This is a genomic window from Serratia sp. Ae19-1 (assembly GCF_059801225.1).
In genome coordinates this window covers 363,369-389,836 of sequence record NZ_JBCHWD010000001.1, presented here as the reverse complement: position 1 = coordinate 389,836, position 26,468 = coordinate 363,369, and the positions used below count along the sequence as shown (strand labels likewise).

24 protein-coding genes are annotated in these 26,468 nt (G+C 61.0%); 4 read left to right on the top strand and 20 right to left on the bottom strand.

The window, feature by feature from the left end; genetic code table 11:
- Window positions 1–24: 24 nt before the first annotated feature.
- From sucD to sdhC, 8 genes are all read right to left on the bottom strand, one after another.
- Complete coding sequence (sucD, locus tag AAIE04_RS01895) at window positions 25–897, bottom strand: succinate--CoA ligase subunit alpha (RefSeq protein WP_004939878.1); 873 nt, start codon at window positions 895–897, stop codon at window positions 25–27.
- Complete coding sequence (gene sucC, locus AAIE04_RS01890) at window positions 897–2,063, bottom strand: ADP-forming succinate--CoA ligase subunit beta (protein WP_015376978.1); 1,167 nt, start codon at window positions 2,061–2,063, stop codon at window positions 897–899. Before sucC ends, sucD begins: the two co-directional genes overlap by 1 nt.
- A 122-nt stretch (window positions 2,064–2,185) precedes the next feature.
- Window positions 2,186–3,403, bottom strand: coding sequence for a 2-oxoglutarate dehydrogenase complex dihydrolipoyllysine-residue succinyltransferase (gene odhB, locus AAIE04_RS01885; protein ID WP_015376977.1), 1,218 nt, complete (start codon window positions 3,401–3,403; stop codon window positions 2,186–2,188).
- A 64-nt stretch (window positions 3,404–3,467) separates the two neighbouring features.
- Window positions 3,468–6,275 carry a 2-oxoglutarate dehydrogenase E1 component gene (sucA, locus tag AAIE04_RS01880; protein ID WP_004939884.1) on the bottom strand — a complete coding sequence of 936 codons (2,808 nt, stop codon included), beginning with the start codon at window positions 6,273–6,275 and terminating at the stop codon, window positions 3,468–3,470.
- Between the two features lie 275 nt (window positions 6,276–6,550).
- Complete coding sequence (locus AAIE04_RS01875; protein WP_015376975.1) at window positions 6,551–7,267, bottom strand: succinate dehydrogenase iron-sulfur subunit; 717 nt, start codon at window positions 7,265–7,267, stop codon at window positions 6,551–6,553.
- Window positions 7,268–7,283: 16 nt separating this feature from the next.
- Window positions 7,284–9,050 (bottom strand): succinate dehydrogenase flavoprotein subunit, encoded by a 1,767-nt coding sequence (gene sdhA / locus AAIE04_RS01870; RefSeq protein WP_015376974.1) that lies wholly within the window; start codon window positions 9,048–9,050, stop codon window positions 7,284–7,286.
- Window positions 9,051–9,398 carry a succinate dehydrogenase membrane anchor subunit gene (gene sdhD / locus AAIE04_RS01865; protein WP_004939891.1) on the bottom strand — a complete coding sequence of 116 codons (348 nt, stop codon included), beginning with the start codon at window positions 9,396–9,398 and terminating at the stop codon, window positions 9,051–9,053. It lies immediately after the preceding gene.
- Window positions 9,392–9,781 (bottom strand): succinate dehydrogenase cytochrome b556 subunit, encoded by a 390-nt coding sequence (gene sdhC, locus AAIE04_RS01860; protein ID WP_004939893.1) that lies wholly within the window; start codon window positions 9,779–9,781, stop codon window positions 9,392–9,394. The genes sdhD and sdhC overlap by 7 nt, the downstream gene beginning before the upstream one ends.
- 729 nt (window positions 9,782–10,510) lie before the next feature.
- On the opposite strand from sdhC, the gene AAIE04_RS01855 reads away from it, so the two are divergent.
- Window positions 10,511–11,803, top strand: coding sequence for a citrate synthase (locus AAIE04_RS01855; RefSeq protein ID WP_016928730.1), 1,293 nt, complete (start codon window positions 10,511–10,513; stop codon window positions 11,801–11,803).
- 57 nt (window positions 11,804–11,860) lie between these two features.
- On the opposite strand, the gene nei is transcribed toward AAIE04_RS01855, so the two are convergent.
- The 12 genes from nei to AAIE04_RS01795 all read right to left on the bottom strand — a co-directional run bounded on the left by nei (window position 11,861) and on the right by AAIE04_RS01795 (window position 22,151).
- Entirely contained in the window at window positions 11,861–12,652 is a 792-nt protein-coding gene (gene nei / locus AAIE04_RS01850; protein ID WP_498576380.1) for an endonuclease VIII, read from the bottom strand.
- 54 nt (window positions 12,653–12,706) lie between these two features.
- Complete coding sequence (gene pcp, locus AAIE04_RS01845; protein WP_019454038.1) at window positions 12,707–13,351, bottom strand: pyroglutamyl-peptidase I; 645 nt, start codon at window positions 13,349–13,351, stop codon at window positions 12,707–12,709.
- Window positions 13,352–13,359: 8 nt separating this feature from the next.
- On the bottom strand, window positions 13,360–14,379 hold the full coding sequence (locus AAIE04_RS01840) for a DUF979 domain-containing protein (RefSeq protein ID WP_004939900.1): 1,020 nt from the start codon (window positions 14,377–14,379) through the stop codon (window positions 13,360–13,362).
- Window positions 14,376–15,107, bottom strand: a complete 732-nt coding sequence (locus AAIE04_RS01835; RefSeq protein ID WP_016928734.1) for a DUF969 domain-containing protein — start codon at window positions 15,105–15,107, stop codon at window positions 14,376–14,378. The genes AAIE04_RS01840 and AAIE04_RS01835 overlap by 4 nt, the downstream gene beginning before the upstream one ends.
- 54 nt (window positions 15,108–15,161) lie before the next feature.
- A complete protein-coding gene (gene pxpA / locus AAIE04_RS01830; protein WP_063918907.1) occupies window positions 15,162–15,902 on the bottom strand; it encodes a 5-oxoprolinase subunit PxpA in 741 nt (246 codons plus the stop codon).
- Window positions 15,892–16,824, bottom strand: a complete 933-nt coding sequence (gene pxpC / locus AAIE04_RS01825; RefSeq protein ID WP_440529028.1) for a 5-oxoprolinase subunit PxpC — start codon at window positions 16,822–16,824, stop codon at window positions 15,892–15,894. Before pxpC ends, pxpA begins: the two co-directional genes overlap by 11 nt.
- Window positions 16,818–17,474: a 5-oxoprolinase subunit PxpB gene (pxpB, locus tag AAIE04_RS01820; protein WP_025160036.1), complete on the bottom strand. Its 657-nt coding sequence runs from the start codon at window positions 17,472–17,474 to the stop codon at window positions 16,818–16,820. Before pxpB ends, pxpC begins: the two co-directional genes overlap by 7 nt.
- A gap of 158 nt (window positions 17,475–17,632) precedes the next feature.
- Window positions 17,633–18,376 carry a type 2 GTP cyclohydrolase I gene (locus tag AAIE04_RS01815; RefSeq protein WP_019454043.1) on the bottom strand — a complete coding sequence of 248 codons (744 nt, stop codon included), beginning with the start codon at window positions 18,374–18,376 and terminating at the stop codon, window positions 17,633–17,635.
- Between the two features lie 18 nt (window positions 18,377–18,394).
- On the bottom strand, window positions 18,395–19,375 hold the full coding sequence (locus AAIE04_RS01810) for an MBL fold metallo-hydrolase (protein ID WP_435981045.1): 981 nt from the start codon (window positions 19,373–19,375) through the stop codon (window positions 18,395–18,397).
- A 22-nt stretch (window positions 19,376–19,397) separates the two neighbouring features.
- Entirely contained in the window at window positions 19,398–20,828 is a 1,431-nt protein-coding gene (phrB, locus tag AAIE04_RS01805; RefSeq protein ID WP_498576379.1) for a deoxyribodipyrimidine photo-lyase, read from the bottom strand.
- Between the two features lie 15 nt (window positions 20,829–20,843).
- A complete protein-coding gene (locus tag AAIE04_RS01800) occupies window positions 20,844–21,800 on the bottom strand; it encodes a YbgA family protein (RefSeq protein WP_498576378.1) in 957 nt (318 codons plus the stop codon).
- Between the two features lie 141 nt (window positions 21,801–21,941).
- Window positions 21,942–22,151, bottom strand: a complete 210-nt coding sequence (locus tag AAIE04_RS01795; protein ID WP_004939916.1) for a YbfA family protein — start codon at window positions 22,149–22,151, stop codon at window positions 21,942–21,944.
- Window positions 22,152–22,592: 441 nt separating this feature from the next.
- Here AAIE04_RS01795 and AAIE04_RS01790 point away from each other — a divergent pair, with 441 nt between their 5' ends.
- The 3 genes from AAIE04_RS01790 to kdpB are packed head-to-tail and all read left to right on the top strand — an operon-like array spanning window position 22,593 to window position 26,466.
- Window positions 22,593–22,682, top strand: a complete 90-nt coding sequence (locus tag AAIE04_RS01790; protein ID WP_016928742.1) for a K(+)-transporting ATPase subunit F — start codon at window positions 22,593–22,595, stop codon at window positions 22,680–22,682.
- Window positions 22,682–24,370 carry a potassium-transporting ATPase subunit KdpA gene (gene kdpA, locus AAIE04_RS01785; protein WP_019454047.1) on the top strand — a complete coding sequence of 563 codons (1,689 nt, stop codon included), beginning with the start codon at window positions 22,682–22,684 and terminating at the stop codon, window positions 24,368–24,370. Before AAIE04_RS01790 ends, kdpA begins: the two co-directional genes overlap by 1 nt.
- A gap of 26 nt (window positions 24,371–24,396) precedes the next feature.
- The gene (gene kdpB / locus AAIE04_RS01780; protein WP_498576377.1) at window positions 24,397–26,466 is read left to right on the top strand and encodes a potassium-transporting ATPase subunit KdpB; all 2,070 of its coding nucleotides are present in this window, start codon (window positions 24,397–24,399) and stop codon (window positions 26,464–26,466) included.
- Window positions 26,467–26,468 lie beyond the last annotated feature (2 nt).

Here is a 26,468-nt window from a genome sequence, read left to right as displayed (position 1 = left end):
ATATTGTTATTTCGTACTAAACTCTTAGCGCTTCAGCACCGCTTTTACCGCGTCGCCGATGTCCGCCAGGCTGCGAACGGTTTTCACGCCCGCTGCTTCCAGCGCAGCAAACTTCTCGTCCGCCGTGCCTTTGCCGCCGGCGATGATGGCGCCCGCGTGGCCCATACGCTTGCCTTTCGGCGCGGTGACGCCGGCGATGTAGCCGACAACCGGTTTGGTGACGTGTTCTTTGATGTAAGCCGCCGCTTCTTCTTCAGCGCTGCCACCGATCTCACCGATCATCACGATCGCTTCGGTCTGCGGATCCTGTTGGAACATCTTCAGGATATCGATGAAGTTGGAACCCGGGATCGGGTCGCCGCCGATGCCCACGCAGGTGGACTGGCCCAGACCGGCATCGGTGGTTTGTTTCACCGCTTCATAGGTCAGGGTGCCGGAGCGGGAAACGATGCCCACTTTGCCTGGCAGGTGGATGTGGCCTGGCATGATGCCGATTTTGCACTCGCCCGGAGTGATAACGCCTGGGCAGTTCGGCCCGATCATGCGCACGCCGGCTTCGTCCAGCTTCACTTTCACGGTCAGCATGTCCAGAGTCGGGATGCCTTCGGTGATGGTGATGATCAGTTTGATGCCGGCATCGATCGCTTCCAGGATGGAGTCTTTGCAGAACGGTGCTGGAACGTAGATGACCGAGGCGGTCGCGCCGGTCGCTTCAACCGCTTCGCGCACGGTGTTGAACACCGGCAGACCCAGGTGCTGAGTGCCGCCTTTGCCCGGAGTTACGCCGCCAACCATTTTGGTGCCGTAAGCGATAGCTTGTTCGGAGTGGAAAGTCCCCTGGCTACCGGTGAAGCCCTGGCAAATTACTTTGGTGTTCTTATCGATTAAAATGGACATTATTTACCCTCCACTGCTGCAACAACTTGCTGAGCCGCATCAGTCAGGCTGGTCGCAGCAATGATATTCAGGCCGCTGTCCGCCAGTTTCTTGGCGCCCAGTTCGGCATTGTTCCCTTCCAGGCGCACCACGACCGGGACGTTAACGCCCACTTCAGCCACTGCGCCGATGATGCCGTCGGCGATCAGATCGCAACGTACGATACCACCGAAGATGTTAACCAGAACCGCTTTCACCTTGTCGTCGGACAGGATGATTTTGAACGCTTCGGTCACGCGCTCTTTGGTCGCGCCGCCGCCCACGTCCAGGAAGTTGGCCGGTTCGCCGCCGTGCAGTTTAACGATGTCCATGGTGCCCATCGCCAGACCGGCGCCGTTAACCATGCAGCCGATGTTGCCGTCGAGGGCAACGTAGTTCAGCTCCCACTGAGCCGCACGGGATTCACGCTCGTCTTCCTGAGAAGGGTCACGCATTTCACGCAGTTCCGGCTGACGGAACAGGGCGTTGCCGTCGGCGCCCAGTTTGCCGTCCAGGCACACCAGATCGCCCTGCTTGGTGATCACCAGCGGGTTGATCTCAACCATCGCCAGGTCACGCTCCAGGAACAGCGTCGCCAGACCCATGAAGATCTTGGCGAACTGGCTGACTTGCTTACCGGTCAGGCCCAGTTTGAAGGCCAGCTCACGGCCCTGATAAGGCTGTGGACCCGCCAGCGGATCGATGGTCATTTTGTGGATCAGTTCAGGGGTTTCTTCCGCCACTTTCTCGATTTCCACGCCGCCTTCGGTAGACGCCATGAATACGATGCGACGGGTCGCGCGGTCTACGACGGCGCCCAGGTACAGTTCTTTATCGATGTCGGTCGCCGCTTCAACCAGGATCTGGTTAACCGGCTGGCCCAGCGCGTCAGTCTGGTAAGTCACCAGACGCTTGCCCAACCAGGCTTCCGCGAAAGCACGGATATCTTCTTTGCTGTTGACGACTTTAACGCCGCCCGCTTTACCGCGGCCGCCAGCATGAACCTGACATTTCACCACCCACGGGCCGGAGCCGATTTTGGATGCGGCTTCTTCTGCTTCACGCGGAGTGGTACAGGCGTAACCGGTTGGTGCCGGCATGCCATACCGAGCAAACAGCTGTTTTGCCTGATATTCGTGTAAATTCATGATGTTCTATCCATTCAGTTCTGAAGGTTTTTAGCCGGACCATTATTCCGCGGCAAACCGCATGGTTTTCCGGCCACATAGCACAGAGTGCGGGCGCGGCACGCCACGCCCGGCAAGGGTTACTAGACGTCCAGCAGCAGACGAGCCGGATCTTCCAGCATCTCTTTGACCGTCACCAGATAACCGACGGATTCTTTACCGTCGATCAGGCGGTGGTCATAAGACAGCGCCAGATACATCATCGGCTGGATCACCACCTGACCATTGACCGCCATTGGGCGATCTTTGATGGCGTGCATGCCCAGGATGGCGCTCTGCGGCGGGTTGATGATCGGGGTGGACATCAGCGAGCCGAATACGCCGCCGTTGGTAATGGTGAAGTTACCGCCGGTCAGCTCTTCCACGGTCAGTTTGCCGTCGCGGCCCTTAACGGCCAGCTCTTTGATTTTCTTCTCGATGTCAGCCATGCTCATGGCGTCCACATCGCGCAGTACCGGCGTCACCAGGCCACGCGGGGTAGAAACCGCGATGCTGATGTCGAAGTAGTTGTGGTAAACCACGTCGGAACCGTCGATCGACGCGTTCACTTCCGGGAAGCGCTTCAGCGCTTCAACCACCGCCTTGATGTAGAAGGACATGAAGCCCAGACGCACGCCGTGGCGTTTCTCGAAGGCTTCGCCGTACTGCTTGCGCAGGTCCATGATCGGCTGCATGTTGATTTCGTTGAAGGTGGTCAGCATCGCGGTGCTGTTCTTCGCTTCCAGCAGACGCTCGGCGACGCGTTTGCGCAGGCGGGTCATCGGCACGCGTTTTTCGCTGCGGCCGGCCAGAGCAGGCTGCGGTGCGGCTTCAGCGGCGGCGGCCGGTTTGGCAGCGGCGCCGCCTTTGGCCAGGTGCGCTTCCACGTCTTCACGGGTGATGCGGCCACCCACGCCGGTGCCTTTGATGGCGCCGGCATCGAGGTCGTGTTCGGCGATCAGGCGGCGAATCGCCGGGCTGAGCGCGTCATTGCTTTCTTCTTCCAGGCTCGCGGTAGCGCGCTGTGCAGGAGTGGATTCTTTCTCCTGGCTCTTCTCGGCGGTCGGCTTGCCGGAGCTGTCGCCTGGGCGGATGCGGCCGAGCAGTTGGCGAGACAGTACGGTCGCGCCCTCTTCTTCCACGATAGCATCGAGAATACCCGCTTCACTGGCCGGCACTTCCAACACCACTTTGTCGGTTTCGATTTCAACCAGGACTTCATCACGCTGCACGCTGTCGCCCGGTTTCTTGTGCCAGGTGGCTACGGTCGCATCGGCAACCGATTCAGGAAGGTCAGGAACCAGAATATCTACGCTACTCATTTAGCTTTCCCTTAAGTTTTTTATCATCTGCTTGCCGGCCCCTCGGCCGGCAAGCGAGCGAACATTAGTCAATATTCAGCGCATCATTCACCAGAGCCTGCTGCTGCTTCTGGTGTACGGACATATAACCCACCGCCGGAGAAGCGGAGGCCGGACGTCCTGCGTAACGTAAAGAAGCCCCGAACGGCACCACTTCACGGAAGTTGTGTTGGCTGCAGTACCAGGCGCCCTGGTTCAGCGGCTCTTCCTGACACCAGACGAAATCATGCACGTGCGAGTATTGCTCCAGCACGGCCTGAACGGCCTGATGCGGGAACGGATACAGCTGCTCGATACGCACGATGGCCACGTCTTTCTGCTCGTTCTTGCGACGCTGTTCCAGCAGGTCGTAGTAGACCTTGCCGGAGCACAGCACGACGCGCTTGACCGCTTTCGGATCCAAGTCGTCGATCTCGCCGATCGCCGGCAGGAAGGTGCCGTTGGCCAGCTCGTCCAGCGAAGAAATCGCCAGCGGGTGACGCAGCAGCGACTTCGGCGACATCACCACCAACGGACGGCGCATACCGCGCAGCGCCTGACGACGCAGCATATGGTAAACCTGCGCCGGCGTGGACGGGACGCACACCTGCATGTTCTGCTCTGCGCACAGCTGCAGATAGCGTTCCAGACGCGCGGAAGAGTGCTCAGGGCCCTGGCCTTCATAGCCGTGCGGCAGCAGCATCACCAGGCCACACATACGGCCCCATTTTTGCTCGCCGGAGCTGATGAACTGGTCGATAACGACCTGTGCGCCGTTGGCGAAGTCGCCGAACTGCGCTTCCCAGATGGTCAGCGTGCGCGGTTCTGCCGTCGCGTAGCCGTATTCGAACGCCAGCACCGCTTCTTCAGACAGCACGGAGTCCCAGACTTTGAATTCGCCCTGGCCGCTGTGGATGTTCGCCAACGGAACGTAGACCGAACCGTTTTTCTGGTTGTGCACCACTGCATGACGGTGGAAGAAGGTGCCGCGGCCGGCGTCTTCGCCGGAGATGCGGATTGGAATGCCTTCATCCGCCATGGTGGCGTAGGCCAGCGTTTCGGCGGCGCCCCAGTCGAACGGCTTGTTGCCTGCGGCCATCTCGGCGCGGTCAGCGTAGATTTTCGCCACGCGCGACTGCATTTCGATCGCTTCCGGCACGGTGCTGATGCGGCGGCCCAGTTCCTGCAGACGCTTCATCTCAACCTTGCTCGGGTACTCTTCGTCCCACTCATGGTTCAGGTACGGTGACCAGGTGAAGGAGTGCAGGTTCATCGGACGCCACTCTTCAACCACACAATCGCCGCGGTCGAGCGCGTCGCGGTACAGGTTGACCATTTCCGTGGCATCTTCCAGGCTGGCCACTTTCTGCTCGGTCAGAACGTCAGCGTAGATTTTGCGCGGCGTAGGGTGTTTCTTGATCTTCTGATACATCACCGGCTGGGTGGCGCTCGGCTCGTCGGCCTCGTTGTGCCCATGGCGACGGTAGCAGACCAGATCGATCATCACGTCACGCTTAAAGGTGTTACGGAAATCCAACGCCAGACGGGTGACGAAGGCCACGGCTTCCGGATCGTCCGCGTTAACGTGGAAGATCGGCGACTGAACCATTTTGGCGATGTCGGTACAGTATTCGGTAGAGCGCGCATCCAGCGGGTTGGAGGTGGTGAAACCAACCTGGTTGTTGATGACGATGCGCACGGTGCCGCCCACTTCGTAGCCGCGAGCCTGAGACATGTTCAGGGTTTCCTGAACCACGCCCTGGCCGGTGATGGCGGCGTCGCCGTGGATGGTGATCGGCAGCACCATGTTGCTGCGCGCTTCGTCCAGACGATCGCGACGGGCGCGTACCGATCCCATGACCACCGGGCTGACGATCTCCAGGTGCGACGGGTTGAACGCCAGCGCCAGGTGAACCATGCCGCCTTCGGTTTCCACGTCGGAGGAGAAGCCCTGGTGATATTTCACGTCACCGGTGCCGAGGTGTTCTTTATGCTTGCCGGCGAATTCGTCGAACAGATCGGCCGGCTTTTTGCCCAGCACGTTGATCAGCACGTTCAGACGGCCGCGGTGGGCCATGCCCAACACCACTTCGCGCGTGCCGTTCTTACCGGCGTGGCGCACCATCTCTTTGAGCATCGGCACCAGCGCGTCGCCGCCTTCCAGCGAGAAGCGTTTGGCACCCGGGAATTTGGCGCCCAGGTAACGTTCCAGGCCTTCCGCCGCGGTCAGCTCGTTCAGGAAACGGCGTTTTTCGTCGGCGGTAAAGCTGGCGCGCCCCACCACCGATTCGATGCGCTGCTGGATCCAGCGTTTCTCTTCGGTGTTGGTGATGTGCATGTATTCCGCACCGATCGAACCGCAGTAGGTCTGCTTCAGCGCGGCGTACAGATCGCCCAGCTTCATGGTTTCTTTGCCGATGGCGAAAGAGCCCACGTTGAAGGTTTCCTGGAAATCGGCTTCGGTCAGGTTGTGGTAAGCGGGATCAAGGTCAGGAACTTGCTCGCGCTGCCACAGGCCAAGCGGATCGAGGTTGGCATGCTGATGCCCGCGGAAGCGGAAGGCGTTGATCAGCTGTAGTACCTTGACCTGTTTGGCGTCGGTTTCCGGATCGGTGATGGTGGTGTTGTAACGCGCGGAGTCTTTCGCCAGGCGGCGGAAGTAATCGCGCGTTTGAGAGTGAAGCTGATCGGGTTTGACACCCGCGGTTGGTAGCTGTTGAAAAATGGAACGCCAGCTATCTTCAACGGAACCCGGATCGGTTAAGAAGTCTTCATAGAGCTGCTCTATGTAAGACTGGTTCGCGCCCGCCAGATAGGAGGAATCCAGCCAGGCCTTCATTGCGCCGTTCTGCATCATGATCCCTTAAGCTTTGAAGCTTTAGTTTTCGCCGTGGTTAACATAATTACCGTGATGAATACGGTTTGCCGTAAAACGGTTCACTCGACGTACTTGCGGCCATGACGGCCCGATACGTTCTGTTATGGACCTTGCGGTCCCTTACAAGGAACCTCTAAAAACCGGCGGAAGAACCAGGCTGCATAGCGCCGCAGCCGCGGGTCAGTTTTTAGAGGTTCCCTCCCCTATGGGACGTGCGCCGGAAAAGAGCCCGGCGCAGCATCTCATTCCGTTTATGCGCCGCGTTGCAGCAGCATGGACTTGATATGCCCGATAGCACGCGTCGGGTTCAAGCCTTTAGGACATACACTGACACAATTCATAATGCTATGGCAGCGGAAAACACTAAAAGCGTCGTCCAGATCATCTAAACGTTCTTGCGTTTCCGTGTCACGGCTGTCGATCAGGAAGCGATACGCCGCCAGCAGACCGGCCGGGCCGATGAACTTGTCCGGGTTCCACCAGAACGATGGGCAAGAGGTCGAGCAGCAGGCGCACAGAATGCACTCGTACAGACCGTCCAGCTTGGCGCGCTGCTCCGGCGACTGCAGGTGCTCGCGCGCCGGCGGGTTCTTGCCGTCGTTCAGCAGGTAAGGCTTGATCTTTTCATACTGGGTATAGAACTGGCCCATATCCACCACCAGATCGCGCACCACCGGCAGGCCCGGCAGCGGACGGATCACGATCTTGCCGTTGCCTTTACGCAGCGAAGAAACCGGGGTGATGCACGCCAGGCCGTTTTTACCGTTCATGTTCAGGCCGTCGGAACCACACACGCCTTCGCGGCATGAGCGACGGAACGACAGGGTCGGGTCTTTTTCTTTCAGCTGGATCAACGCATCCAGCAGCATCATGTCACGGCCTTCTTCCGCTTCCAGGGTGTAGTCCTGCATGTGCGGGGCATCGTCGACATCCGGATTGTAGCGATAAATGGAAAATTCGAGTTTCATCTGTCGATCTCCGCAATTAGTAAGAACGCACTTTCGGCGGGAATGCCGGGCGCAGCTTCGGTTGCATGTTCACTTCGCGGCGCGTCATGCTTTCCGATTGCGGCAGATACAGCGAATGGCACAGCCAGTTGGCGTCATCGCGTTCCGGGTAGTCGAAGCGGCTGTGTGCGCCACGGCTCTCGGTACGGAAATTGGCCGACACGGCGGTGGAATACGCAGTCTCCATCAGGTTATCCAACTCCAGACACTCGATGCGCTGGGTGTTGAACTCGCTGGAGGTATCGTCCAGGCGTGCGTTCTTCAGACGTTCACGGATCACTTTCAGTTCTTCCAGGCCCTTGGCCATCGCATCGCCTTCGCGGAATACCGAGAAGTTGTGCTGCATGCAAGACTGCAGCGCTTTGCGAATTTCAACCGGGTCTTCGCCGGAACGGGTGTTGTTCCAACGGTTCAGACGGTCCAGCGAGGCTTCCACGTCGGAGTCGCTGGCGTCACGGCTCACGCCCTGCTCTTCCAGCGATTCCTGCAGGTGCATACCGGCGGAACGGCCGAACACCACCAGGTCGAGCAGCGAGTTGCCGCCCAGACGGTTGGCGCCGTGCACCGATACGCAGGCGATTTCGCCCACGGCGAACAGCCCCGGGATCACCACGTCTTCGCCTTTCTCGTTCACGGTCAGCGCCTGGCCGGTCACCTTGGTCGGAATGCCGCCCATCATATAGTGACAGGTTGGGATAACCGGGATCGGCTCTTTCACCGGATCGACGTGCGCGAAGGTGCGGGACAGTTCCAGAATGCCCGGCAGACGGGATTCCAGCACCTCTTTACCCAGGTGATCCAGCTTCAGCTTGGCGTGCGGGCCCCAAGGACCGTCGCAGCCGCGGCCTTCGCGGATTTCGATCATGATCGAACGGGCAACCACGTCGCGGCCCGCCAGATCTTTGGCATTCGGCGCATAACGCTCCATGAAGCGCTCGCCGTGTTTGTTCAGCAGGTAACCGCCTTCGCCGCGGCAACCCTCGGTCACCAGCACGCCCGCGCCGGCGATGCCGGTCGGGTGGAACTGCCACATTTCCATGTCCTGTACCGGCACGCCGGCGCGCAGCGCCATGCCGACACCGTCGCCGGTGTTGATGTGGGCGTTGGTGGTGGACTGGTAAATACGGCCTGCGCCGCCGGTCGCCAGCACGGTGGCCTTGGCTTTGAAGTAAACCACTTCACCGGTTTCGATGCAGATAGCCGTGGTGCCGACCACCGCGCCGTCCTGGTTTTTCACCAGATCAAGCGCATACCACTCGGAGAAGATAGTGGTGTGGTTTTTCAGGTTCTGTTGGTACAGGGTGTGCAGCAGCGCATGGCCGGTACGGTCGGCTGCGGCTGCGGTACGCGCCGCCTGCTCGCCGCCGAAGTTCAGCGACTGGCCGCCGAACGGGCGCTGATAGATGCGACCGTCGTCCAGACGAGAGAACGGCAGCCCCATGTGTTCCAGTTCCAGAATCGCTTCCGGGCCGGTTTTACACATATATTCGATGGCGTCCTGGTCACCGATATAGTCGGAACCTTTCACCGTGTCGTACATATGCCATTCCCAGTTGTCCTCGTGGCTGTTGCCCAGCGCGACGGTGATGCCGCCCTGTGCGGACACGGTATGGGAACGGGTCGGGAAAACTTTGGACAGCAGGGCACAGGTCGAGCCCGCTTGGGAAATTTGCAGCGCGGCACGCATGCCCGCACCGCCGGCGCCGATTACGACGGCATCAAACTCTCTGACTGGCAGTTTCATTTAAGCACCCCACACTACGATTGTTCCGTACAGTAAATAGACCAGCAACGCGACCACGACAGCCAGCTGCAACACCAGGCGAACCGCCAGCGGCTTGACGTAGTCCGTCAGCACCTGCCACAGCCCGATCCAGGCGTGCACCAGAATCGACAGCAAGGTCAGCAGAGTGAATACTTTCGTAATGGAAGTGGCGAAGAAACCGCGCCAGATGTCATAAGTGAGTTCCGGAGCCGTGACGAAAAAGCCCAGGATATACAGGACGTACAGGGTAATGATGATAGCGGAAGCGCGCAGCAGCAGCCAATCGTGCACGCCGTTGCGCCCTAATGCAGAAACGTTGTTTACCATACGAGGACTCCAGCCAGAACTGACAGCACGACGGTCAGACCGATCGCCACCTGGGCGGAACGGGTGCCGGCGGCCAAACTCTCTTCGATATAGCCAAAATCCATTAACAAGTGACGGATGCCACCGCAAATGTGATAGGCCAGCGCCGTGAGGATGCCCCAGAATATGAATTTGACGATGAAGCTATTCATGATGGCGGCCGCCTGCAGGAACCCCTCTTGGGAAGAGAGTGACAGGCCCAGCAGCCAGAGGAGGATACCCACGGCAACGAAGGTAATTACGCCAGAGACTCGGTGTAAGATAGACGCTATCGCAGTTACGGGGAACCGGATCGTTTGCAGATCCAAGTTGACAGGTCGTTGTTTTTTCACGTATTTGCCCACACAGCTCTTATTATTTTCCTTCCTCCGGGCCTGGGCGGGGATCAGACAGCGTTAAGAGCCTAAAACCCTTACACGTCACGCGCTCAAACATCAACATCCTCTGTGCTCAAACGGCGCGCATTTATAACGCTGGGTGCTCCTACTTCAGGGTAATCCGGAGACCTGGCGGCAGTATAGGAGGATCACATTCTGATTACAATTCTCATACAACCGCTTTGATAACATTTCCCCCGAACAGTGATTCAGATCACGGATTTCACAATTAGTGCAAAATTAATTATCTGATTTGACAAGAGATCAACATTTCCATTACATATAGGGGCACAAACGGTCCTATGATGCGCTATGGGTCAGCAGATACACTTCCTCCCGGGTTCGAGTTATGCAACAGTGTATTTGGCGAACCTATCCCAATAGCCGTTGTTTCCCGCTCGAGTTTGCCGGCGTCAAAAGCAAATAAAGCACATAAAAACAGATTATTGGGATAGGTTCACATCTCTTCGAACAGCTCATAGGTAAGATTAACAGACTATAACGAATTACTATGAATCGTTAACAACTGGTCACCCGTCTCGTTCGCCTGGTCAGCACTCTGTACCCTACCCGCGCACAGTTGCGCAGTCGCTCACAGAGTTAGCGTCCGCACCATTTTTTTGCGGGCAACCTGCAGAGATTTAAGGTATTTCAGTTGTTAGTGGTTTTTAAAATAAGGCGCTAAGGAGACAGTAAATGACTGATAAGAAAGCGACGCTAACCATTAATGACAGCGAAGCTCCGATCGAACTGGGCGTATTGACACCGACACTGGGCCCCGATGTCCTCGATGTCCGCGCTCTGGGTTCCAAAGGTTATTTCACATTTGATCCCGGCTTTACCTCCACCGCTTCTTGCGAATCCAAGATTACCTTCATCGACGGCGACAAAGGCGTGCTGCTGCACCGCGGCTTCCCTATCGAGCAGCTGGCGAAAGAATCTTCCTACCTGGAAGTGTGCTACATCCTGCTGTACGGCGAGACCCCAACGCCGGAAGAATTCGAAACCTTCAAGACCACCGTGACCCGCCACACCATGATCCACGACCAGATCACCCATCTGTTCCGTGGCTTCCGTCGCGACTCGCACCCGATGGCGGTGCTGTGCGGCGTGACCGGCGCGCTGGCGGCGTTCTACCACGATGCGCTGGACGTTAACAACGAGCGTCACCGTGAAATCACCGCGTTCCGTCTGCTGTCCAAAATGCCGACCGTGGCGGCGATGTGCTACAAATACTCCCTGGGCCAGCCGTTCGTTTATCCGCGCAACGATCTGTCCTATGCCGGCAACTTCCTGCATATGATGTTCGCCACCCCGTGCGAAGAGTACGTGGTGAACCCGGTGCTGGAGCGCGCCATGGATCGCATCCTGATCCTGCACGCCGACCATGAGCAGAACGCCTCCACCTCGACCGTGCGCACCGCCGGCTCTTCCGGCGCCAACCCGTTCGCCTGCATCGCGGCCGGCATCGCCTCCCTGTGGGGACCGGCGCACGGCGGCGCCAACGAAGCGGCGCTGAAAATGCTGGAAGAGATCAAGACCGTCGAGCACATTCCAGAGTTCATCAAACGCGCCAAGGACAAGAACGACTCCTTCCGCCTGATGGGCTTCGGCCACCGCGTGTACAAGAATTACGATCCGCGCGCCACCGTGATGCGCGAAACCTGTCACGAAGTGCTGAAAGAGCTGAACAAGAAGGACGACAACCTGCTGCAGGTGGCGATGGAGCTGGAACACATCGCGCTGAACGACCCGTACTTCATCGAGAAGAAACTGTACCCGAACGTCGACTTCTACTCCGGCATCATCTTGAAGGCGATGGGCATTCCTTCTTCCATGTTCACCGTGATCTTCGCCATCGCGCGCACCATCGGCTGGATCGCCCACTGGAACGAAATGCACGACGAAGGCATCAAAATTGCCCGTCCGCGTCAGCTGTACACCGGCTATGCCGAGCGTGATTTCAAATCCCAGCTGAAAAACAAGTAAGCCGCCTTCCCGGCTGAAACGTACAGCGCCGCCCTCTCGGGCGGCGTTTTTTTTTGGCTATTTCTGGCAGCCCGAGCACCAATAGAACGGCCGCGACGACAGCTCGGTGCGCACGATCATCTCACCACAGCGTTCGCACGGCTCGCCGCTGCGATGAAACACCTTGAAGCGAAACAGCGCGCCGTGATGACGGTTGTCATCCGCCTGCCCGCGCGTCTGGTAGGAAAGGCGCGGCACCGCCAGCAATGCCTCCGCCAGGTGGCGCAGCGCCTCTGGCGTCAGATCCTGCGGTTTGTGCTGCGGCGCCAGTTCGGCCTGCCACAGGATTTCGGCGCGCAGATAGTTGCCCAATCCGGCAAGAAACGCCTGATCGAGCAGCATGCCGCTCAGTTGCCTGCGACGGAAACGCGGCGTCAGCAACCGCTCCGCCACATCGTCTACCGTCAGTGACATGTCCAACACATCGGGGCCGATGCGTTGCAAAAACGGGTGTTGCTCTATTTCCTCGCGCGGCCCGACGGTAATATCGGAAGCGCTGTAGAGCAATATCGCGCGGTGGGCGGTTTCCAGCCGCACCCGCAGATCGCGCTTGGTCTCCGGCGTCTCCCCCGCCGCCGCCACTTTCCACACGCCGTACAGCTGGTTATGGCTGTACATCGTCAGCCCGTTGGAAAAGTGGGTCAACAGCGCCTTGCCGCGCGGCTCGATGGCGACGATGCGCTCGCCGAGCAAACGCTGGCGATAATGTTTCAGCTGAGGAAAAGCGAAATCGACGGCGGTCAGCGGCTGATCGATCACCGCCGCCGCCAGTTTGTCCGCCGCCCGGCGAATCTCCGGTCCTTCCGGCATAGACCACTCCTTACATAGACCCGGCGCAGCCCGATGCGCCGGGGATTATCAGGCTTAATGCGTTGCACCGCCCGCCACTTTCAGATCGTGCTCCACCTGCAAAGCGATGGAAACGGCCAGCTCCAGCGCAAACAGCACCGTCGAGGCCGCCATGCTCGGCGCGCCGGGGTGCGCCGCCGCCTGTTCCGGCAGGTACGGGATATGAATAAACCCACCCTTCACCTCGCGCTGGCCGCTCAGCCGGTGCAACAAGCCATACATGACATGGTTGCACACGTAGGTGCCGGCGGTCTGCGAAACGGAGGCCGGAATGCCGGCCTCGCGCATCGAACTGACCATCGCCTTGATCGGCAAGGTGCTGAAATAGGCCGCCGGGCCGCCGGCGACGATCGGCTCGTCCACCGGCTGCTGCCCCTGATTGTCGGGAATGCGCGCATCGTCGACGTTGATCGCCACCCGCTCAATCGTGATATCGGTGCGGCCGCCGGCCTGGCCGACAGCCAACACCATCAGCGGCTGCACCTCATCGATCGCCGCGTTGAGCGCCTCCAGCGCCGCACCGAACACGCACGGCAGCTGGCGCGCCACAATGCGCGTACCGACCAGTTCCAGATCGTTGAGCTGCTTCACCACTTCCCAGGAAGGGTTGAGGCGCTCACCGCCAAACGGCTCGAAGCCGGTAATCAATACTTTTTGCATCCTTACTCCTACAGGAACATCAGGAAATACAGCAGGAACACGTTAACCAACAGCAGCAGCACGCCGGTCGGCACCTGCGCCTTGATCACCGCATTCTTGTCCGGCAGCTCCAGCAGCGCCGCCGGCACAATGTTGAAGTTCGCCGCCATCGGCGTCATCAGGGTGCCGCAATAGCCGGAGAACATGCCGATCGCCGCCATCACCGCCGGGTTGCCGCCGTGTTGCAGCACCAGGATCGGAATGCCGATGCCGGCGGTGACGATCGGGAACGCGGCGAAGGCGTTGCCCATCACCATGGTCAGCACCGCCATACCGATAGCGTAGACCGCCACGGCGATAAAGCGGTTATCCACCGCCAGATACTCCTGGGTTAAATGCGAGATCGCGGTGCCGACGCCGGCGACGGTAAACAGCAGGCCCAGCGTGGCGAGGATCTGCGGCAGAATGAACGCCCAGCCGATCGAATCCAGCAGGCGCCGCGCTTCCTGCACCGGCTGCAACGCCTTCTCATGGGTCATTTTCACCGCGATCGCCAGGCCAATCAGGCAGCCGACGGTCATCGAGAACAGCGTGATCAGCGTCGCGTGATTACCGCTGCCGAACACTGCGCTTTGCAACGCCGGAATGTTGTTGAACAGCAGCACGCCGATCACCGTCACCACCGGGATCGCCAGCGCGGGAATGAACAGCTTGTTGCCCAGGCGCTTGGCGCTCGCCTCGCGCTCCTGCGGCGTTCGCTGATGATAGCTGCCGAGGCGCACGCCGCCGAAGCCGGCGATCAGGGCCATCACCACCACCACAACGCCAACGATGATGTGCAGCATGCGTTTCTCGTTGCTGCCTTCGCCGAGCACATCGCCCAGCAGGCGGTAAGTCCAGTCGCCGACCAGGAACACCAGGCCGTACAGCCCCCAAAATAGCCCGGTGGTGATGCGGCGCGGGTTGGCGCGATCGCGGAAGGACATCACCGCCACAATCAGCAGCACCGCGCCGGCCAGCCAGTAGAGATATTGTTGCTGGAAGTTCATCGTGCTTCCCCCTTCGCCTGCAGCGCCGCCTGATTCAGCTGCGCCAGCTCGGCGCTCAGCTGTTTATCCATCCGATACAGCCGGAAAGCGTGGATCAGGAAAGCGAAAATGGCGGTCGGAATGCCCCACAGCGCGATATGCAATGGCTCGGTCTGAATGCCGCCGGACTCCAGCATAAAGTTGTGCATGAAGATGATCGCGCCGAAGGCCACGAAGATATCTTCGCCGAAGAACAGCCCGACGTTGTCGGTGGCGGCCGACATGGCGCGCAGGCGGTGGCGGGTGCGCTCCGGCAGCTCGCCGTAGCGGTTTTCAGTCGCCCCTTCCGCCATCGGCGCCAGCAGTGGCCGCACCATCTGCGGGTGCCCGCCCAGGCTGGTCAAGCCCATCGCCGCAGTAATCTCGCGCACGAACAGGTACACGATCAGCAGCCGGCCGGCGGTAGCGCTTTTGATCTTGGCGATCCACGCCTGCGCCCGCTCTTTCAACCCGTGGCGCTCCAGCAGGCCGATCACCGCCAGCGGCAGCAGCAGGATCAGCGGCAGGTTACGGGTGTTGAGAAAGCCTTCGCCGAGCTTTTCCAGAATGACGTCCAGCGGCATCAGCGCCGCCAGACCGGTGATGATGCCGGCGGCGATGACCACCAGCACCGGGTTGAAACGCAATACAAACCCGACCACGATAGCGGCGATGCCGATCAGTGGCCAGAGATTCACGGCCTGTTCCATAGTCTTCCCTCGATATTTTCTAATAGTTTTTTGCTTGTGATGTTGTGTCTTGCTTTACTGCTCCGCGCTGACGCGGATCCCCTGCTGAACAAAACTGTCCCGCAGCCTGCGCGCATACGCCAGCGCATGCTCGCCGTCCCCATGCAGGCAGACGGTTTCCGCCTGAACCGCGGTCCAGACGCCATCCACGCTGCGCACCCGGTGATGGCGCACCATCTCCAGCGTTTGCGCCAGCGCCTGCTCGTCGTCCTCGATAAGCGCCCCCGGCAAGCCGCGCGGCACCAGTGTGCCATCGGCCTGGTAGCCGCGATCGGCGAACACCTCCTGCCGGGTGGTCAGACCGAGCTTTTCCCCGGCGCGGATCAGCTCGCTGCCGGCCAGCCCCACCAACCGCAGCGCCGGATCGACCGCCTGCACCGCCCGGGCGATCGCTTCCGCCAGCGCCGGCTCAACCGCCGCCTGGTTGTACAGCATGCCGTGCGGCTTGACGTGCACCATCACTCCGCCCTCGGCGCGGGCGATAGCCGCCAGCGCCCCGAGCTGATACACCACCTGCGAGTACACCGTTTCCGGCGGCAGCTGCATGCGGGTGCGGCCGAAGTTCTCCCGATCGGGAAAACTCGGGTGGGCGCCGATCGCCACGCCGTACTCCAATGCCCAGCGCACCGACTGACGCATGGTCTGCGCATCGCCGGCGTGGAAGCCGCAGGCGATGTTGGCCGAGCTCACCAATTGCAGCAACGCCTGGTCGTTGGCGCAGCCTTCGCCGAGATCGGCGTTCAAATCAACGATCATGTAACCCCCAGGCAATCTGTCGAAGGAAGAGATCCTGCTCGGCCTTGGCGCGCTGCGCCTCCGCCAGTGAGCAGAGAACGAAGTGGATCGGTTCGCCGAGTCGGATCTGCGCCAAATGGTAGAGATCGGCTTCGATCACGCAGGCAATACGCGGGTAACCGCCGGTGGTTTGCGCATCGGCCATCAGCACGATCGGCTGGCCGTTGTGCGGCACCTGCACCACGCCGGGCAACAGGCCGTGCGACAGCATCTCGCGGTCGGTGGTGCGCTCCAGCGGCGTGCCGCCGTGCAGACGGTAACCCATGCGGTTGCTCTGCGGGCTGAGCTGCCAGGCGGCGCGCCAGAACGTCTCCTGCGCCTCTTCGCTGAATTCGGCGTACTCCGGCCCCGGCAACGCGCGGATGCGGTTGGTGAACAGCAGTTGCTTCACGCCGCAGGAATGCTGCGGTTGAACGGCAGATTTGCCGAGCGGCAACCGGTCGCCGTCCTTCAGATTACGCCCCTCGCATCCGCCAAAGGCGGCTTTCATGTCGGTGCTGCGCGAACCCAGCATTTCCGGCACGGCGATGCCGCCGGAGATCGCCAGGTAGCTGCGCATGCCGCGTTTCGGCGTGCCCAGCGCCAGCCGCTGCCCCTTTTTCACCGGATAGCGCCAGCCGGTCCACAGCGGTTTACCGTCCAGCTGCGCGTCGCAGCCGGCGCCGGTCAGGGCGATCCAGCCAGAGCGGGTAAACTCGGCGCTGAACTGGCCGAGGGTGATCTCCAGCCCGGCGGCCTCCGGCGCATTGCCCACCAGCAGGTTGGCTATCTTCAGCGCCGGTTGATCCAGCGCTCCGCCGGTGCTGATGCCCAGACGGCGGAATCCCTCGCGGCCCAAATCCTGCACCGTGGTATAGATGCCGGCGCGCAGAATAATCAGCATACGCCCTCCTTCTGCGGCACGAAGCGTACGTTATCGCCCGGGCGCAGCAACGTCGGCGGCATTTCATGCGGATTGAACAGCGCCAGCGGCGTGCGGCCAATCAGCTGCCAGCCACCGGGCGTCACCAGCGGATAGATGCCGGTCTGGCCACCGCCGATGCCGACGGAGCCGGCCGCCACCGCCAGACGCGGTTCAGCACGGCGCGGCGTCGCCAGTTGTTCCGGCATGCCACCCAAATAGGAGAAGCCCGGCTGAAAGCCGAGGAAATAGACCACATAGGCCGCCGCCGCGTGGCATTCCACCACCTGTTGCGGCGTCATGCCAGTATGACGCGCCACCTCATCCAGGTCGGGGCCCTGTTCCCCGCCGTAGATAACCGGAATATCCACCTGACGCGATTCCGGCGTCAGGCTCTCTTTGCTCTCCCACCCCTGCTGCAGCAATGCCAGCATCGCTTCGGCGTCGGCCTGCGGCGTATGCAGCAACAGCGTCAGGTTATTCATCCCCGGCACCACTTCCCGCACGTCGGGATGGTGATTCAGCTTTTCCGCCAGCGCCCAAATGCGCCGCTGGCTGGGCAGCGTCACCGGCGGCGACAGTTCAAGCACCACCGCTCTTTCACCCAACAGGTAACATCGTGCTTGTTGCACCCTTATTCTCCTTATTATTATCGCGATGAAAAACACACCAGTTATGCGTGACGCGGCCCCGGCTGTCAATAGAACGCAACCATAGGGAAAATAAGGAAATAGCGCAGTAAAAGGATTCAGCCGGCGCACAGGCCGGGCTGGATCCGGGGAAGAAGAAATCAGGCGGGATTCGGGATATCGATAAAGGTCACATCGAAGCCGTGGTGCTGAGCCAGCCACTCTCCCAACGCTTTCACGCCGCCGCGCTCGGTGGCGTGGTGACCGGCGGCGAAGAAGTGAACGCCCATTTCGCGCGCGCTGTGGATGGTCTGCTCAGAGACTTCACCGCTGATAAAAGCATCGACGCCAAAGCGCGCCGCGCTGTCGATAAAGCCCTGGCCGCCGCCGGTGCACCAGGCCACCCGGCGAATGTGCTCAGGCGCGTTATCGCCGCAGTGCAACACCGCGCGCCCCAGCCGGCTTTCGATACGCTGCTGCAGCGCTTCGCCGGTCAGCGGCTGTTCAAATTCGCCGTGCGGCACCAGCGGCTCGACTTCGCCAATCACCCGAATGCCCAACGCCTGCGCCAGCTGCGCGTTGTTGCCCAGCACCGGATGCGCGTCCAGCGGCAAATGATAGCCGTACAGGTTGATGTCGTGGGTCAGCAACGTTTTCAGGCGATTGCGTTTCATGCCGCGTACCGCCGGCGCCTCGTTTTTCCAGAAATAGCCGTGGTGTACGATAATCGCGTCGGCCTGATGCGCCACCGCGGCGTCCAGCAGCGCCTGACAGGCGGTGACGCCGGTCACGATGCGCTGTACATGCGCACGCCCCTCTACCTGCAAACCGTTGGGGGCGTAGTCCTGAAACGCCGCAGCGTTCAGTTCCGTATTGATCAGTTGTTCCAGATCGAGGTTACGCATTCTCTTCTCTCTTCATAGTCAAAATGTCTGTCGGTCGCCCTGCGCCATCAGGATGAATTTCACCCCCAGATCGTTGCCCTGCGCCAGCTGCTGCGCAATGGCGGCGCGCGCGTCTTCGCCCTGCTTCAGGCTGGGCTTGATGTGGCTGATGACCACCGGCAGACCGGTCAGCGAGCCTTCGCCGCCGCTGTACTGCGTCAGGTTCTTCAGCTCCTTCAGCAGCCAGGCCGGCGTCAAATGGCCGTACAGATGTTTGTCCTCCACCCCGTTGGGATAAGAGGTTTCGATAATCATGCCTTTGAGCTTTTTCTGCTCGACAAGCGGCCCCAGCGTGCGCCAGACGGTATCGAGATCGCGCGACTGCTCCACCTTATCCGGCCCGGTATCGCCGAAATAGGCGAAGAACTCGTTGCCGTTGGAAATCAGCAGCATCGACGACGGGTAGCGATCGTGGCTGAGCGGGTACATCACGCCGGTCAACCCGGTCAGGCCGAGGGTAAACCGCTGCTGCGGCCGCACCGTTTGCAGCCGGTAGGTGCCCAGCCGCGCACCGTTGCCGGCGTCGGTAAAGTTCGGCCAGGCCTTCCAGTTAAAGTAGTGATTACGCAAGGTCAGCACGGTGTCCGCCTGGGCGTAAACGGTTTTTTTATTGTCTTCCGGCGAGCCGACGATCAGCCCCGCCACGTGGTCCAGATGGCCGTGGCTGATAAAGTAGCTGCCGATCAACTGCCGGAACACATAGCCCTGCGGCGTATAAGGCGCGGCCAGCTCGGGCGTCACCTGCGGGAAGCTGCCCTTCTCCAGCCCTTTGGCGATGCCCGGCAGCAGCGAACCGGCGTCCAGCGCCACATACTGCGGTTGATTGTCGCTGCGGATCAGGTAGGAAGTCAGGTTGCCGTCGCTGACGCCACCGTCGACGCCCAGCGCCACCACGTCAAAGCCGGCGATCGCCAGCGCGGAATAGCCGCTCAGGCACAGGGCCAACACCTTTTTCATCATTGCGTCGCTCCTTGCAGTTGCCTCAAGACTCTCCCCGTTTCGCCGCCTCGAACGCCGCCAGCGTCTCCAGACGGGCTTGCTTATGATCGACGATCGGCAGCGGGTAATTCAGCACGCATGGCTGCTTTTCCGCCCAACGGTGAGGATAATGGATGTCATTGTCGGGCACATCCGCCAGTTCCGGCAACCATTTACGGATAAAAGTGCCTTGTGGATCAAAACGTTCACCCTGCGTTGTCGGGTTGAAGATGCGGAAATACGGCGCGGCGTCGGTGCCGGTGGAAGCCGCCCACTGCCAGCCGCCGTTGTTGGCCGCCAGATCGCCGTCCAGCAATTGCGACATGAAATAACGCTCACCGGCCCGCCAGTCGATCAGCAGATCCTTCACCAGGAAACTGGCGCTGATCATGCGCAGCCGGTTGTGCATCCAGCCGGTGGCGTTCAGCTGGCGCATGGCGGCATCGACGATCGGGTAACCGGTCTCGCCCCGCTGCCAGGCCTGCAGCTTCGCCGCGTCATCGCACCAGCGCACCTTGTCCGTCCAGGCGATAAACGGCCGATGGCGGCACAGCTCGGGATAGGCCACCAGCAGATGGCGGTAGAACTCGCGCCAAATCAGCTCGTTGAGCCAGGCGAAGGCGCCGCTTTCGCGATCTTCCAACAGCTGTGGGCATTCTGCACGCAGGCGGTTGAAGCACTGGCGCGGCGACAGCACGCCGATCGCCAGATAGGGCGACAGGCTGCTGGTACCGGCGAGGGCCGGCAGATCGCGTTGGCGAAGGTAATCCTGCACCTGCTCGCGGCAAAAGGCGCGCAGCCGCTGCAGCGCGGCCTCCTCGCCGGCGGGATAGCCATCCCCGATGTCTGCCGTAGGGTAATCGAACGCCGCTGGCGCCTCAGGCGCAGGCAACGCGCCACCGGCACGGGTTTTCGGTGCCGGCAAGCAGTTGAGATCGGACTCGGTCAGGCGATGAATGAAGGCGTTGCGAAACGGCGTATAGACCTTGTACATCTCCCCGCCGCCGGTTTGCACGCTGCCCGGCGGCAACAGCAGGCTGTCATCAAAACCGTGGCACCTTACCCGCCCATTCAACTGCTGCTCCAGCCGCGCATCGCGTCGCCGTTCATTCAGTTCGTACTGGCGATTGTAAAACAGCGCATCCACCTGCTCCCGCCGGCAATAGTCCGCCAGCCAGTCGATCGAAGCGGCAAAATCCGTGCCGGCATGGCAATGCAACGCAATGCCTTTTTGCGCCAGCGCCTGCTGCACCGCCCGCAGGCTGGCATGGATCAGCGCCGCCTGCCGCGGCGCCATCTCATGTTGCCGCCACTGCTGCGGGGTGGCGATAAACACCGCCAACACTCGGGCTTCGGGATCGCTGCAGGCAGCGTGCAGCGCTTTGTTGTCGGTGATACGCAGATCGTTACGCAACCAGACCAGATGAGTGGTCATAAAACTCCTTGTCAATCAATGGCCGTAACGCAAACGCAGCGCCTCCGGGTAAGGTTCGAAATAGCGTTGTTCCGCCAGATAGCGGTCGGGGTATTCCGCCATGTAATGTTTAAGCAGCGCGATCGGCGCCAACAGCGGCTGCATGCCCTGCCGATAACGGTCGATCAGGTGCGCCAGCTCCTGGCGTTGCGCCGCGCTGAGCTGACGGCGGAAATAGCCCTGCACGTGCATCAACACGTTGGTGTGGTTGCGGCGCGTCGCCTTGTGCGCCAACAGCGCCATCAGGCGGCTGCGGTATTCCACAGCGAAGGCTTCCAACGAGTCCCAGCGGTGAATATCGGCGACGAAGCGCCCCAGCTCGCGATACGCCGGCTGCGAATGCGCCAGCAGTGAAAGCTTGTAGCGGCTGTGAAACGCGATCAGCCCGCCGCGGGTCAGCCCCTGACGCCACAGCATATTCAGCTCGTACAGCGCGTACACCCGTTCAATGAAGTTTTCCCGCAGTGCCGCATCCTGCAATCGTCCGTCTTCTTCCACCGGCAGCCACGGCATCTGACGCAGCAGTTCAGCGGTAAACAGCCCGACGCCGTTTTTACGCGAGTCCTTGCCGTTTTCGCTGTAGACCCGCACTCGCTCCAGGCCGCAGCTCGGCGACTTGGCGCAGACGATATAGCCGCACAGATGCTGCAGCGCCGCCATGCGCTGTGCGGAGAAGCGGCGCATCTCCTCGGTCAGATCCACGCTCGCGTCATTGCTGTAACGCATCGCCGGCCAGGGCTGAGCCTGCTTCACCAGGCGCAGCGCCGGGCGCGGCGTCGGCAGGCCGATCGCCATTTCCGGGCAAACGGGCTCAAAGCGCACATAGGGCGCCAACTGTTCCACCGCAAAGGCCAGCCGCTTGTGGCCGCCGTCGAAACGCACCGTCTCGCCCAGTAAACAGGCGCTGATGCCGATAGGGATCTTGTCGCTCATACCGCTCTCCCGTGTTGTTGGCCGATGAGGAAAGTGTAGAAGAACGGCTTGCCGAATACGACCTTGCGCTTGATAGGGGCGGCCAGAGGCATAAAAAAACCCCCGCCGCAGGGCGAGGGTTTTTCGTGAGTCGGCAGTGACTCAGTAGAAATCGCAGGACGCCAATTCCGCCTGCTGCAGCCAGACCGGCTTGTCGCTGGTTTTTGACCAGACGCGGTGCAGGTAGCTGTAAAAACGCCCGCGATCGCTGCGGAACAGCATCACCGGCAGGGCCAAAATGCCCGCGATGACTACTGCGCTGCGGCGCAGGAGAATCCGATGCAGTGAATAAGCGTGATAGGTAGTAGACATGCGAACCTCCTTAAAAACGCCTGCCGTTGATTTGTCAGGGAAAACGGCGTCGGCGCATCAAATGAACAATCGGTAATTTGGTAACTGGACAAAATTTTAGCGCATTTGATGAAAGTTTACTACTCATCCGACCACTAAATCGCACAAAAAATCGCTAATCACCTCAGTGATTCGTAATTTTGTTACAGCCAAGTTAATTTTTAACTAAACATGGGTTACATTGTGGTTATTTCCTGGTTCGTTATCTCCCGCCTCTGCCCGTTCTCATTCAGGCATCAGGCGCAATCTCACCGCGAGCCTGATGCCTGAAACGCCTAATTTCCGCTGAAATTTCAGCCATTTTTATACTTTTTTTACACCCGCCCGCGCGATTTTTTCATCTTCTTTCTACCCCTCTCCCTACACTGCCTCTATCAAAAACAACACCTCTGGAGGTGTCCCGTGAGTTTCAGCGTTATTGGTGGTGCGCTGTTGGTTCTGCTGCTGTTGGCCTATCTGGTCTACGCCCTGTTTAACGCGGAGGATTTCTGATGGCGGCTTCAGCCTTTTTACTGATCGCCAGCTTCCTGCTGGTGCTTCTGCTGCTGGCCCGGCCGCTGGGCGGCTTTATGGCGCGCCTGATAGAAGGTGAGCCGCTGCCTGCGCTACGCGGGGTGGAAGCCGGCGTCTGGCGTGCCTGCGGCATTCGCGCCACCGAGATGAACTGGTGGCAGTACGCGCTGGCGATCCTGGCGTTCAACCTGCTCGGCCTGGCGCTGCTGTTCGCCTTGCTGATGACGCAGGGCTCGCTGCCGCTCAACCCGCAAGGCTTCCCGGGCCTCTCCTGGGATCTGGCGCTCAACACCGCCGTCAGCTTCGTCACCAACACCAACTGGCAGGCCTACAGCGGCGAAAGCGCCCTCAGCTATTTCAGCCAAATGGCCGGGCTGGCGGTGCAGAACTTCGTCTCTGCCGCCACCGGCATCGCCGTGGCCTTTGCGCTGATCCGCGCCTTTACCCGCCGCGCCGGCAAGACCGTCGGCAACGCCTGGGCCGATCTGTTCCGCATCACGCTGTACGTGCTGCTGCCGATCGCGCTGCTGATCGCCCTGTTCTTCGTCAGCCAGGGCACGCTGCAAAACTTCCTGCCTTACCTGCACGTCACCACGCTGGAAGGCGCGCAGCAGACGCTGCCAATGGGGCCGGTGGCCTCGCAGGAAGCGATCAAGATGCTCGGCACCAACGGCGGCGGCTTCTTCGGCGCCAACTCGGCGCATCCGTTCGAAAACCCGACCGTGTTGACCAACTTCGTGCAGATGCTGGCCATCTTCCTGATCCCCTGCGCGCTGTGCTTCTCCTTCGGCCAACTGGCCGGTGAAAACCGCCAGGGCCATGCGCTGATCTGGGCGATGGCGCTGATCTTCGTGGTGGCGGTGGTGGTGGTGATGTATGCCGAGCTGGCGGGCAACCCGCACCTGAGCGCACTGGGCGCCGACAGCAACATCAATATGGAAGGCAAAGAGTCGCGCTTCGGCATTCTCGCCACCAGCCTGTTCTCGGTGGTGACCACCGCCGCGTCCTGCGGGGCGGTCAACGCCATGCACGACTCCTTCACCGCGCTGGGCGGCATGGTGCCGATGTGGCTGATGCAGATCGGTGAAGTGGTGTTCGGCGGCGTCGGCTCCGGTCTGTACGGCATGCTGCTGTTCGTGATGCTGACGGTGTTTATCGCCGGTCTGATGATCGGCCGCACCCCGGAATACCTGGGCAAGAAAATCGACGTCTATGACATGAAGATGACCGCGTTGGCGATCCTGGTCACGCCGACGCTGGTGTTGCTGGGCAGTGCGCTGGCCATCGGCACCGACGCGGGCCGCGCCGGCATCCTCAACCCGGGCGCTCACGGCTTCAGCGAAGTGCTGTACGCCCTGTCTTCCGCCGCCAACAACAACGGCAGCGCCTTCGCCGGGTTGAGCGTCAATACGCCGTTCTACAACCTGCTGCTGGCCTTCGCCATGTTCGTCGGCCGCTTCGGGGTGATCCTGCCGGTGCTGGCGATCGCCGGTTCACTGAGCGCCAAGCAACGTCAGCCGGCGGGCAACGGCACCCTGCCGACCTATGGGCCGCTGTTCATCGGTCTGCTGATCGGCACCGTGCTGCTGGTGGGGGCGCTGACCTTCGTGCCGGCGCTGGCGCTGGGCCCGGTGGCCGAGCATTTGCAACTTTGGTTGGCAAACTAACCGACGTCACAGAGAGAGAATAAGAGATGACTCGCAAACAACGCGCGCTGTTTGAACCGGCTCTGGTGCGCACCGCGCTGATCGATGCGCTGAAAAAACTGGACCCTCGCGTTCAATGGCACAATCCGGTGATGTTCGTGGTGTATATCGGCAGCATTCTGACCACCGCCATCTGGCTGGCGATCCTCACCGGCCAGACCGACGGCGCCGCCGCCTTTACCGGCAGCGTCTCCCTGTGGCTGTGGTTCACCGTGCTGTTCGCCAACTTCGCCGAAGCGCTGGCCGAAGGCCGCAGCAAGGCCCAGGCGGAAAGCCTGAAGGGCACCAAGAAAACCAGCTGGGCGAAAAAGCTGGCCGGCCCGCGCCGCGACGGCGCCACGGAGAAAGTGGCCGCCGAGAGCCTGCGCAAAGGCGATATCGTGCTGGTGGAAGCCGGTGACACCATCCCATGCGACGGCGAGGTGTTGGAAGGCGGCGCTTCGGTGGATGAAAGCGCCATCACCGGCGAATCCGCGCCGGTGATCCGCGAGTCCGGCGGCGACTTCTCCTCGGTCACCGGCGGCACCCGCGTGCTGTCCGACTGGCTGGTGGTGCAGTGCAGCGTCAATCCGGGGGAAACGTTCCTCGATCGCATGATCGCCATGGTGGAGGGCGCCAAGCGCCGCAAAACGCCGAACGAGATCGCGCTGACCATTCTGCTGGTGGCGTTGACCATCGTGTTCGTGCTGGCCACCGCCACCCTGTTCCCGTTCTCGCAGTACAGCGTCGAAGCGGCCGGCAGCGGCAGCGTGGTCACCATCACCGTGCTGGTCGCGCTGCTGGTCTGCCTGATCCCCACCACCATCGGCGGCCTGCTGTCCGCCATTGGCGTGGCCGGGATGAGCCGCATGCTCGGCGCCAACGTGATCGCCACCAGCGGGCGCGCGGTGGAAGCCGCCGGCGACGTGGACGTGCTGCTGCTGGATAAAACCGGCACCATCACGCTGGGCAACCGTCAGGCCTCGGAGTTTTTGCCGGCGCCGGGCGTGAAAGAACAGGAACTGGCGGACGCCGCGCAACTGGCCTCGCTGGCGGACGAAACGCCGGAAGGCCGCAGCATCGTGGTGCTGGCCAAACAGCGTTTTAACCTGCGCGAACGCGATCTGCAGGCGCTGAATGCCACCTTCGTGCCCTTCTCCGCCCAGACCCGCATGAGCGGCGTCAACGTGCAGGAGCGTATGATCCGTAAAGGCGCAGTGGACGCCATTCGCCGCCACGTCGAATCCAATCAGGGGCACTTCCCGCGGGCGGTGGACGATCTGGTGGAAAGCGTGGCCCGCACCGGCGGCACGCCGCTGGTGGTGGCGGAAGGCGCACGGGTGCTGGGCGTGGTGGCGTTGAAGGATATCGTCAAGGGCGGCATCAAGGAGCGCTTCAATGAGCTGCGCAAGATGGGCATCAAAACGGTGATGATCACCGGCGATAACCCGCTGACCGCAGCGGCGATCGCCGCCGAAGCCGGGGTGGATGACTTCCTGTCGGAAGCCACGCCGGAAGCCAAGCTGGCGCTGATCCGCCAGTATCAGGCGGAGGGCCGCCTGGTGGCGATGACCGGCGACGGCACCAACGACGCCCCGGCGCTGGCGCAGGCCGATGTGGCGGTGGCGATGAACTCCGGCACCCAGGCCGCCAAAGAGGCGGGCAACATGGTCGATCTGGATTCCAACCCGACCAAGCTGATCGAAGTGGTACACATCGGCAAGCAAATGCTGATGACGCGCGGCTCGCTGACCACCTTCAGCATCGCCAACGACGTGGCCAAATACTTCGCCATCATTCCGGCGGCGTTCGCGGCCACCTATCCGCAGCTGAACGCGCTGAACGTGATGCACCTGCACTCCCCGGCCTCCGCCATCATGTCGGCGGTGATCTTCAACGCTCTGGTGATCGTGTTCCTGATCCCCCTGGCGCTGAAAGGGGTGAGCTACAAACCGATGAGCGCCGCGGCCCTGCTGCGCCGCAACCTGTGGTTGTATGGGGTCGGCGGTCTGTTGGTGCCGTTCATCGGCATCAAACTGATCGACCTGATCCTGGTCGCGCTGCACGTCGCCGGTTAACC